Source organism: Bacillus sp. FSL K6-0069 (genome assembly GCF_038007785.1).
GTDB classification, from domain to species: Bacteria; Bacillota; Bacilli; order Bacillales; family Bacillaceae_G; genus Bacillus_A; species Bacillus_A mobilis.
This window is the reverse complement of sequence record NZ_JBBOXN010000001.1, coordinates 234726-245000: the sequence shown is the minus strand read 5'-3', so window position 1 is coordinate 245000 and position 10275 is coordinate 234726. Positions and strand designations below refer to the sequence as shown.

At 37.4% G+C, this 10275-nt stretch carries 11 protein-coding genes; 2 read left to right on the top strand and 9 right to left on the bottom strand.

Annotated features, from left to right (window positions below; translation table 11 throughout):
- Window positions 1-22: 22 nt before the first annotated feature.
- Complete coding sequence (locus MHB74_RS01370; RefSeq protein ID WP_061680002.1) at window positions 23-481, bottom strand: SprT family protein; 459 nt, start codon at window positions 479-481, stop codon at window positions 23-25.
- 195 nt (window positions 482-676) lie between these two features.
- On the opposite strand from MHB74_RS01370, the gene cmpA reads away from it, so the two are divergent.
- Complete coding sequence (gene cmpA, locus MHB74_RS01365) at window positions 677-793, top strand: cortex morphogenetic protein CmpA (protein ID WP_080467423.1); 117 nt, start codon at window positions 677-679, stop codon at window positions 791-793.
- A 57-nt stretch (window positions 794-850) separates the two neighbouring features.
- On the opposite strand, the gene MHB74_RS01360 is transcribed toward cmpA, so the two are convergent.
- The 6 genes from MHB74_RS01360 to acpS form a co-directional block, all read right to left on the bottom strand.
- A complete protein-coding gene (locus MHB74_RS01360; RefSeq protein WP_061680003.1) occupies window positions 851-3019 on the bottom strand; it encodes a Tex family protein in 2169 nt (722 codons plus the stop codon).
- Between the two features lie 68 nt (window positions 3020-3087).
- Window positions 3088-3438, bottom strand: a complete 351-nt coding sequence (gene ndoA, locus MHB74_RS01355) for a type II toxin-antitoxin system endoribonuclease NdoA (protein ID WP_000635963.1) — start codon at window positions 3436-3438, stop codon at window positions 3088-3090.
- A gap of 4 nt (window positions 3439-3442) precedes the next feature.
- The gene (locus tag MHB74_RS01350) at window positions 3443-3730 is read right to left on the bottom strand and encodes an antitoxin EndoAI (protein ID WP_000004570.1); all 288 of its coding nucleotides are present in this window, start codon (window positions 3728-3730) and stop codon (window positions 3443-3445) included.
- A gap of 310 nt (window positions 3731-4040) precedes the next feature.
- A complete protein-coding gene (gene alr, locus MHB74_RS01345; protein ID WP_061680004.1) occupies window positions 4041-5210 on the bottom strand; it encodes an alanine racemase in 1170 nt (389 codons plus the stop codon).
- A 118-nt stretch (window positions 5211-5328) separates the two neighbouring features.
- Window positions 5329-6279 carry a LolA family protein gene (locus MHB74_RS01340; RefSeq protein WP_061680015.1) on the bottom strand — a complete coding sequence of 317 codons (951 nt, stop codon included), beginning with the start codon at window positions 6277-6279 and terminating at the stop codon, window positions 5329-5331.
- Between the two features lie 156 nt (window positions 6280-6435).
- A complete protein-coding gene (gene acpS / locus MHB74_RS01335; protein ID WP_061680005.1) occupies window positions 6436-6795 on the bottom strand; it encodes a holo-ACP synthase in 360 nt (119 codons plus the stop codon).
- Between the two features lie 92 nt (window positions 6796-6887).
- Here acpS and MHB74_RS01330 point away from each other — a divergent pair, with 92 nt between their 5' ends.
- Window positions 6888-7460, top strand: coding sequence for a rhomboid family intramembrane serine protease (locus MHB74_RS01330; RefSeq protein WP_061680006.1), 573 nt, complete (start codon window positions 6888-6890; stop codon window positions 7458-7460).
- On the opposite strand, the gene uvsE is transcribed toward MHB74_RS01330, so the two are convergent.
- Window positions 7453-8415 carry a UV DNA damage repair endonuclease UvsE gene (uvsE, locus tag MHB74_RS01325; RefSeq protein WP_061680007.1) on the bottom strand — a complete coding sequence of 321 codons (963 nt, stop codon included), beginning with the start codon at window positions 8413-8415 and terminating at the stop codon, window positions 7453-7455. The genes MHB74_RS01330 and uvsE overlap by 8 nt on opposite strands.
- Before the next feature lie 92 nt (window positions 8416-8507).
- Entirely contained in the window at window positions 8508-10118 is a 1611-nt protein-coding gene (locus tag MHB74_RS01320) for a DEAD/DEAH box helicase (protein ID WP_061680008.1), read from the bottom strand.
- Window positions 10119-10275: the final 157 nt, after the last annotated feature.

Here is a 10275-nt window from a genome sequence, read left to right as displayed (position 1 = left end):
ATACTGGATTGCGTTTTCACTGTCAAGATGTTTTCTTTATCAGCTTCAGTTTCCCTTTACACTTTCCGCAGACATATCTTTTTGTATTTATTTGACGTCTTCTTACATATTGAAGCAAACAGCCCATACATTCATACGTATAAACCTTTTTTTCTTTCTCTTCATTAATTATTCGTTTACAGAAGCGTGGCGCATCAACTTCTTTTAACAGTTCACGAAAATCTCTATCCCGGTGCTTATAGCCCCTTCCCGTAATATGTAAGTGATAATGACAAAGCTCATGTTTAATGATTCCGACTAACTCTTCTTTCCCATACATTTCGTAATATCGATAATTCAGTTCAATATTGTTTGTATTCAATAGATAACGTCCACCAGTTGTACGCAACCTACTATTAAACATAGCTTTATGTGAAAATGGCATTCCGAAGTATTGTAGTGATACTTCCTCCACCAGACGCTGTATTTCTTGCTCATCCACTCTCATTCCTCCTAAACTAAAAAATATTTTTACACTTTTCTCCTCCCTTATACATATATTAAATAGTACATATACCCATCCTCATTCAAGAAGCGTGGTTTCTAAAAACATAGCATAAATAGAAATCCACTCACCAACCTCTCATCAATAGTACCTTAGATTTTTGAGAGTAGGATTAAACAAGGAGGGATTCCTATGCCTACGTGGCTAAAAAAACAAATGCAACGCGCATATCTCGAAAAAAACCGGTATCAAATTAAATTACTAAATGAATGCTGGTTTTATTATAGCAAAATACATCAAAGCTCATAATCCATTACACATTTTATCCCATAAAAAAAGAGCAGTTTCATCTGCTCTCTTCTCTTACTATTCAATCGGCAACATAGATAGTGCAACGCGACCTTTTTTCGTATCAATATCATCTACCCATACTTTGACGATTTGTCCGACAGATACAATATCTAACGGATGCTTCACATACTGTTTGCTCAGTTTAGAAATATGTACTAAACCATCTTGTTTTACACCTACATCAACAAAAGCACCAAAATCAACAACGTTACGAACTGTTCCTTCCAGTTCCATACCACGCTTTAAATCTTCTAATTTCAAAATCCCTTTTTTCAGAAGTGGTTTAGGCAACTCATCCCTCATGTCTCGCTCTGGACTAATGAGTGCATCTATAATATCAACTAACGTCGGTTCTCCAACTCCCGTTTCTTCCGATAACTTAGAAATCTCCACTTCTTCTAAGCTCTTTTGCAACTGTGGCTGCCCTACATCATCTTTTGATAACCCTAGACTCTTCAATAACAATTCAACATTTTTATATTGTTCTGGATGAATACCCGTTCGATCTAACGGATTTGCTCCTTCTAATATACGTAAGAAACCTATACATTGTTCATATGTCTTCGCACCTAGACGCGGTATTTTCTTTAAGTCTGTTCGTTTTGTAAATTTCCCTTCTTCTTCACGCTTTGCCACAATATTTTTCGCAACAGTTTTCGATAAACCCGAAACATATTGTAATAAAGCAACTGAAGCTGTATTTACATTCACACCGACTTGGTTAACTGCCGTCTCTACTACAAACGTTAATGATTCATTCAACCTCTTTTGCGATACATCATGTTGATATTGTCCAACCCCAACCGATTTAGGGTCAATCTTTACAAGTTCAGCAAGTGGATCTTGCAGACGTCTGCCGATAGAAACCGCACTTCTTTCTTCAACCTGTAAATCCGGGAATTCCTCACGTGCTAAATCAGAAGCCGAATACACACTCGCACCAGCCTCGTTCACAATAATATAAAAGACTTCTTGTTTCACATTTTGTAATACATCAACTATAAATTCTTCTGATTCTCTAGAAGCTGTACCATTCCCAATCGCAATCACTTCAACTTGATATTTATCTATAATAGAAAGAACTTTCGTTTTTGCATCTTCATATTTACGCACTGGTGGATGCGGATAAATAACATCAATATATAGAACTTTCCCCGTATCGTCTACAATAGATAATTTACAACCCGTTCTATATGCAGGGTCTACAGCCAACACAACCTTCCCTTTCATTGGAGGTTGTAATAACAAATTACGTAAGTTCTCAGAGAAAATATGTATCGCTTGTTCCTCAGCTGTTTCTGTTAATTCTTTTCGAAGCTCTCTTTCAATAGAGGATTGAATTAATCGTTTATAACCATCCTCAATCGCCAACTTTACATAATGTGCACTTTTAGAATCGTTATCACGAATTACTTTCTTATATAAGAAAGTTACTATCTCATCTACTGGTGGAACAACAGAAACTCTCAATATATCTTCTTTCTCACCGCGATTCATCGCTAATACACGATGCGGTACTACCTTCTGCAACGGTTCTTCATAACTGTAATACATTTCATATATATTCTTTTCATCTTTCTCTTCATCTTTTACAGACGAAGACATAACACCTTTTCTAAAAGTAACATTTCGAATCCAACTACGATACGCCGCTTCATCTGAAACGATTTCTGCAATAATGTCTTGGGCACCTTGCAATGCCTCTTCTGCAGACTGTACTTCTTTCTCTGCGTTAATAAACTCCACTGCCTTCTGATTTGGATCTTCTTTCTTATATAACAATAACCATTCAGCTAACGGCTCTAGTCCTTTTTCTTTCGCAATCGTTGCTTTCGTTCTTCTTTTCTCTTTATATGGACGATATAAATCTTCTACTTCTTGCAACTTTACAGCCTTAACAATTTGCTGACGTAACTCTTCTGTCAGTTTCCCCTTCTCATCAATAAGACGAAGAACCTCTTCTTTCCTATCTTCAAGCTGCATCATATATTGCCATCTCTCTAAAATTGCACGAATTTGCACTTCATCTAAAGAGCCTGTCCATTCTTTTCGGTAACGAGCAATAAATGGAACTGTGTTACCTTCTTCTGTTAATTGAATAACATGACGAACTTGCTTTTCGGTAAAGCCTAATTCCTTCACTAACATTTTCATTAACGCTTGTCGATTATCTACCATTTCCATATACAACCGTAACCTCCTCTATAATAAAAAAAAGTTGCCCTGTAAAGAGAGCAACTTAAACTGCCGATTTAAAAATCTATTAGTCCTAAACTAATTTGTAGCGCTTCATCTACACGAATCATCATCACTTCATCTAAGTGAGTGATTTTGTCCGTTAAGCGCTGCTTATCGATTGTTCGAATCTGCTCAAGTAAAATAACAGAATCTCTCTCAAAACCGTACTTTTTCGCATCAATTTCCACATGAGTGGGTAATTTAGCTTTTTGAATCTGTGCAGTAATAGCCGCTACAATCACCGTTGGACTAAAACGATTTCCGATGTCATTTTGAATGACAAGAACCGGACGAACGCCTCCTTGCTCAGAACCAACAACTGGGGAAAGGTCTGCAAAATACACGTCGCCGCGTTTTACAATCAAAATATTACCCCCCGCTAACTAAGCGTTCTACTGTATGAGCTGCTTCATACTCTGCTAAGAAAGCTTCAGATGCAATACCAAGATTAATTTTTCCCATTTCAATGTACCCACGTCGCATTGATTCATGTTGGTAGCGTTTCTTCGTCTTATGTTGACGCAATAACAGTTGTGTTGCCTGGCAAATTAGTTCATGGCGATTCTTATTCTCTTGTTTTCCAATTCCGTCCAATTCCGTTACCATTTGCTTTGGCAACCGAACCACGATTTCAGTAGTTACACTTGATTCGGACACAAAAATACACCTCCACCGTCAACTACACACCCAAATATATATATGACACCTATTGTAATAATACCATTGTATGGAGCCTGTTGCAAAGACTTCCTTATTCCTTGCTTATGTTTTCCAATTCACAAACAAAACATTCATATTCTTTTATTTTTTATCTCATTACAAACAAGAAGCGAAAGAGTTTCTCCGCAAAATTCACGTTAAATTATGTTAAAAGTAACTATAAGTACAAAGCTTCTCATCAAAAACGAGCTTATTCTTAACCAATGAACAGTCCTCTCAAATGACAAGAAGCAAAACATACTACCTTCTATATATTATTCAAATAATTAATTACCTCTACAACCTTACCATGCCGTATAAATATTCTCGGCACACGGAAACTTATCGTTGCAATAACCTCATAATTAATGGTCCCGGAGTATTCAGCAACCTCAGCAGCACTAATATACTCATCACCTTGTCTTCCAATGAGTGTAACTTTCGTACCAAGCGGCACTTCACAAGGAAGATGTATCATGAATTGATCCATTGTTACTCGACCTACAATCGGTACCCTTTTACCATTTATAAGCACTTCAAATCCTTGTAACCTTCTAAGCCATCCATCCGCATATCCAATTGCAACGGTTGCAATCCATTCTTCCGTTTTCGTTCGATAAGTGACGTTATAACTAATTCCATCCCCTTTAATCACTTGTTTAATATGAGCAACTTTCGTATGCAATGATAGCGCTGGCTCTAATTTAAACGGTAAAAAAGGGCGTATTTCTACAGATGGGGATAACCCATACATCGCAATGCCAATTCGTACTGCATTAAATGTAATCCCTTGAAAACGTAGCGTTGCAGCACTATTAGCTGTATGGACAAACTTAGGATCTACTCCGAATTCTTTCAACCAACTTAACTGCTGCAAAAATGTGTTATATTGCTTATCAAAGTAAGAAGTCTCCACCTCATCCGCTGTTGCAAAATGCGTATAAACTCCTTCTAATTCTAAAAATGGTGCACCTTCTAAACTCTTTAAAAATCCTTTTAATTCTTTGCGTTCGCGTATTCCAATTCTCCCCATGCCACTATCGAAATTAATATGGTATTTCATTGTAGATGAACCATCCCAAAGTTTGATCGCTTCATCCACCCATTCTTTTTGAAAAACAGTTAACGCTACATCATTTTCAGCAGCTACATTGACATCACGAGGTGGAGAAGGACCTAACACTAAAATCGGCACGGTAATACCAGCCCTTCGAAGCACTAAAGCTTCATCTAAAAAGGCAACCGCTAACCTTGTCGCCCCTGCTTCTAATGCCGTTTTAGCTACCGGTACATAATCGTGTCCATATGCATTCGCTTTAACTACAGCAAAAATCTCTACATCACTTGGAATGAAATTTTTAATATGTGTAATATTGTTATAGATCGCATCTAAATCCACTTCCACCCAAGTGTCACGGTAAAATGGTGCTTCTTCCATAAATACACTTCCTTATACACGATATGCGAAGCTTATTCTTTTATATGCTTCTTTTATGAAATCCACCCTTCAAACTAAGAAAAGACGTGGTGCACATATATCACCACGTCTAAGAAGTTTACTTCACTTGCTTCTCTGTAACTGAACGAGCAACCATTAATAGCTCCTTCGGTTCTAAACCTTTAGACACGAGCATATATTCTACTCCGTTATGCGACCACGTTAAAGAATCTTTCGTCAATGCCCCAATTGTAAAGCCAAGATCAACCAATTCTCCGCTCACACTTATCGCTGACGAAGCCTCTGCAACTTTTGCCTTTTCTTGTATCAAAGTAAAGGATTTCTTACTTCCAGTGTATGTGAGTATCGCACGCTTGCCACTGTCTGTCTTCAACTCTTTTTCATCTTTCAAAACCATACCTTGCGGCGTATCACGCGGATACAAAATTGCAAATGGTTTGTCTTCTTTCGCTGTTGTTGGAACATCTACTTGCGCTCTAGACATATTTTGTTTCGTATCAAATGCACCTTTATCAAATTTCGCATCAAATTTCACTTTTGAGAAATCTACTTTCACAAGAACATTTTGATCATTATCCATTAACTTCACCGAAACTGGTGTTAAATCACTTTTCTTCAATGTAATCTCTTGTTTCGGTAACATGTTTTGATGTTGATAGTTTGTTTTCGTTTTAAAAATATAATACTTATCTGTTTTTTCAAAAGTAAGGTTTTTCTTATCCTGCAAAATATCTCTCACAAGGGATTCATATAAATAAGCCTGGCTACTATTTTGTGGCCAATCACTTTGGAAACGGAAACTCTTATTAAGCGCTGGCGTTAATACAAATACCCCTTCTTCATTCCTTAAAATAATTTGGCTTTGATCTTTCTTCGCATTCTGCAAATTCACACGATAAAAAGAAGGTTCCTTATGCCATATGTCTACCTTATACTCCTGAGGCTCATTCCCTGTTTTAATAGATAGTTTTGCTTCAGCTTGATAACTTTTCATCCCTTTTACTTTCGCCTCTAAATCTCTCACAACATCATCTTGTTTCTTTTCCATACAACCCGCCAACACAAAAACGGTTAATAAACCGACAAGAACTAAAAACAGACGCCTTTTCATCACTTCAGCCCCTTTGCCCCTATAAATGAATGGAAGATGTGCCTTCCTTATCGCTACATCAAATATATGAGACAAAGATATAAAATATGCAGACTAGCGTGACGAGCTTTCTAAAACAACTTGAGCAACAGCAAATTCCCTACTATGACTAATTGATAAATGAACAATATGCTCTGTACTTGTAACGAGAATTGGCTTACCTCTATCATCATTTCTTACTTCAATATCTAAAAAACTTACTTCTTTCCCGATACCAGTCCCTACCGCTTTTGAATACGCCTCTTTCGCTGCAAATCTTCCAGCTACAAACTCTGTAAGGCGACTTCCCTTCAGTTCCATAGCAACATTACGTTCACTTTCAGTTAAAATACGTTCCATAAATTTAAGTTTTCCATCTAGCATTTTTTCAATTCGATTCAATTCAATAATATCGATTCCAATCCCTACAATCATTTCAAAATCCCCTTCTTCTATTTAGCTTTCTTTTTTCATATTGTAAGAATAACAGAGAATCTTTCTGATGCAAAAGGAGTGATACTAACAACATGCTAATACCTTCTGCTCGCATTCCCTTACAACCAATCGTCATCGCTTTACTTCTCATACAATTAGTCATGATTATGTTAGGCGACTTTTTTCTCTTTCCCATGTCATCCTACAATGAATATATCGCTAAAGGAGAATGGTGGCGTCTCATAACTTCCTTACTTGTACATGTAGACTTACAACATTTCCTTTCTAATAGTATTTGTTTATTTGTACTCGGCTCTTCTATTGAAAAACAACTAGGACACTTTTCTTTCATCATTATTTTTTTCCTTTCTGGCATTCTTGGAAATATTTCTTCTTATCTTATTATGCCTCTTGAATATATTCATGCCGGAGCATCTGGTGGTATTTTTGGATTGCTAGGAGCGCAATTATTTCTATTGTATAGTCGATATCGTTCTTCCAATCCAAGAGACATTGCTATTTTTTCAATCATGATATGTATATTACTACTATTCACTTTCTTCAATCCCTCTGCTAACCCTATAAGCCATTTAACAGGATTGATCATTGGCGGTATTTGCACTCCTTTATTAACAAAAAAATTCGATGGTGCAGAGCTTATTTAATATAAAAGCTCGCACCATCGACAATTTCTACCTCTGTTTGTTTACTTAAATCTCTCATTAATTGAAATAAAGACTCATCCTTCTTCTTCGCCTCAATCATACAATCAATTTGCGGAACACTTCCCTTTATCTTTTTTAAAAAAGACAAAAAAGTATCTACGTCAATAAAGTCCGCATGCGCTCTCGGGTCTTTCCCTTCTCTAGGACTAGAAATGTGCATTTTCACTGGTAACAAAGACGACTCCCACGTATGTACAACACGCGCCCAATCTTCATGCCAATCTTCTCGATCATGATTCATCATATGGTGATGCAAATCAAACACGACTGGAATATCTAACTTTTCACCTAAATACAATGTTTCTTCTAAAGAAAAGGTCGTATCATCATTTTCTAATATGACCATCTCTTGGATACCTCTTGGAACACTTGACCAATTTTCTATAAAGCGTTCTAATGCGAGCTCCTTATCGTTATAACCTCCGCCTACATGTAATACGCATCGTTGCTTATGTTCAATTCCCATACCTTTTAATAATTTTTTATGCATCTGCAATGTTTTTACAGATTGCTTAAAAATTTTCTCCTCAGGTGAATTCAGCACAACAAAATGATCTGGATGGAAATCAATACGCATATTCATTCGAATAGCGTAATCACCTAGCACTTTTAAATTTTCTTTTAAGGGGCGAATATAGTTCCACTCTAACAACTCCTCATGGTTCGCTAAAGGAACGAGCTTGGAACTAAGCCGAAAGAAAGATATATCATGTCCTTTATTATGCTTTAATAACCGTAAACAATTTTCTAAATTTGAATTAGCAATTCTTTCAAGTTTACGAATTGCAGCCTCTCGATCATCAATTCGTTGAAACTGCGCATATGTCATCGTTTGAGATGGAGATGCGTTCTTTACATGTACACTCATCGCAACATACCCAAGTCTTACAAGCATGTAGCACCTCTTTTCTACACAAGTTATTATGTAGTATGTACAATTACAGAAATAAAAAAAGAGAATGCCGGCAAAGGGCATTCTCTTTTGTATTAAGCCTGTGGACGGCTATGATGTTTTCTTTCGCCACGTCCATTTGAAGATCCAGGACGACCTTGACCTTCACCTTTACGACCACGGCTACCGCCATCACGATTACGATCACGGTTACCAGCATCACGATTGCGATCACGGTTACGGCCATCGCCACCACCGCGTCCATCACGATTGCGATCACGGTTACGACCATCGCCACCGCCGCGTCCGTCACGACTACGATTACGGTTACCATCACGGTATCCGCCTCCGTTACCGCCGCGTTTTTTAGAACCGCCACCTCTTGAAACAACTGGTGGTTCTGATGTTAAAGCGATTGGAGTTGTATCTGGTTCTTTTGTCATCATTTTTAAAGCAGCAGCTACTACTGTTACAGAGTCGTTCTCTTCTAACATTTCTTCTGCAATACGCTTGTAGTATGATAAATTCTCATTTTGAATTGTGCTTTGAAGTTTTTCAGCGATTAAACGTTGTTGACCTTCTAATGCCTCGTCAAGTGTCGGTGCTTCCATACGATCAACTTTACGTTTTGTTGTGCGCTCGATATTTTTTAATTGTCCTGATTCACGTGGTGTTACAAATAGCATTGCAATACCTTTTTTACCTGCACGGCCAGTACGACCGATACGGTGAACGTATGATTCTGGATCTTGTGGGATATCGAAGTTATATACGTGTGTTACGCCTGAAATATCAAGACCACGTGCAGCAACGTCTGTTGCAACAAGAACTTCAATAGCACCTTCTTTAAATTTACGTAATACAGACATACGCTTCGCTTGTGTTAAGTCACCGTGAATACCTTCTGCTGCATAACCACGTAAATTTAACGCTTCTGATAATTCATCAACACGACGCTTTGTACGACCGAATACGATTGCAAGCTCTGGAGATTGAATATCTAGTAAGCGTGTTAACACGTCAAACTTTTTCTTTTCTTGCACTTCTAAATAGAACTGCTGAATGTTTGGCATTGTTACTTCTTTTGCTTTTACTTTAATGTGTTGAGGCTCAGTCATGAAACGCTCAGCAATACGACGGATTGGATCTGGCATTGTCGCTGAGAATAATAATGTTTGATGTGTTTCTGGCACATCTGTTAAAATCGCTTCAATATCTTCAATGAAGCCCATGTTTAACATTTCATCCGCTTCGTCAAGAACAACAGTCTCTACGTTTTGTAAGCGAAGTGTTTTACGGTTAATATGATCTAAAATACGACCCGGCGTACCAACAATAATGTGTGGGTGTTTTTTTAGAGCACGAATTTGGCGGTTAATATCTTGACCACCATAGATTGGTAAAATACGAACGCGTTTATGTTTACCAATTTTGTATAGCTCTTCTCCAACTTGAATTGCTAATTCACGCGTTGGCGCGATAACAATACCTTGAACTGCTTCTTTATTTGTATCCACTTTATCTAATAGTGGTAATCCGAATGCTGCTGTTTTCCCTGTACCTGTTTGTGCTTGCCCAATAATATCTTTACCTTGCAATGCATGTGGAATTGTTTCAGCTTGAATCGGCGTAGCCTCTTCAAAGCCCATGCTTTCAACAGATTGCAGTAAAGACTCACTTAATCCTAATTCTCGAAATGTTGTCAATGTTACTTCTCCTTTTCTATCCTATACTTATCATTTAAAAAAAGGCGTTTTCCGAATTTGCGGAAAAGCCCTTTTCCTGAATGCTCACGTATATAAACGGGCGTATATTCTTCGCGAAAATACTTCTAAACGTTATTACACTTTATCAATTATAAGT

Bases quoted from the DNA above. Each gene is read 5' to 3' on its own strand.
- cmpA (WP_080467423.1), top strand. From the start codon at position 677: ATGCCTACGTGGCTAAAAAAACAAATGCAACGCGCATATCTCGAAAAA.
- MHB74_RS01360 (WP_061680003.1), bottom strand. From the start codon at position 3,019: ATGGAAATGGTAGATAATCGACAAGCGTTAATGAAAATGTTAGTGAAG.
- alr (WP_061680004.1), bottom strand. From the start codon at position 5,210: ATGGAAGAAGCACCATTTTACCGTGACACTTGGGTGGAAGTGGATTTA.
- MHB74_RS01340 (WP_061680015.1), bottom strand. From the start codon at position 6,279: ATGGAAAAGAAACAAGATGATGTTGTGAGAGATTTAGAGGCGAAAGTA.
- acpS (WP_061680005.1), bottom strand. From the start codon at position 6,795: ATGATTGTAGGGATTGGAATCGATATTATTGAATTGAATCGAATTGAA.
- MHB74_RS01330 (WP_061680006.1), top strand. From the start codon at position 6,888: ATGCTAATACCTTCTGCTCGCATTCCCTTACAACCAATCGTCATCGCT.
- uvsE (WP_061680007.1), bottom strand. From the start codon at position 8,415: ATGCTTGTAAGACTTGGGTATGTTGCGATGAGTGTACATGTAAAGAAC.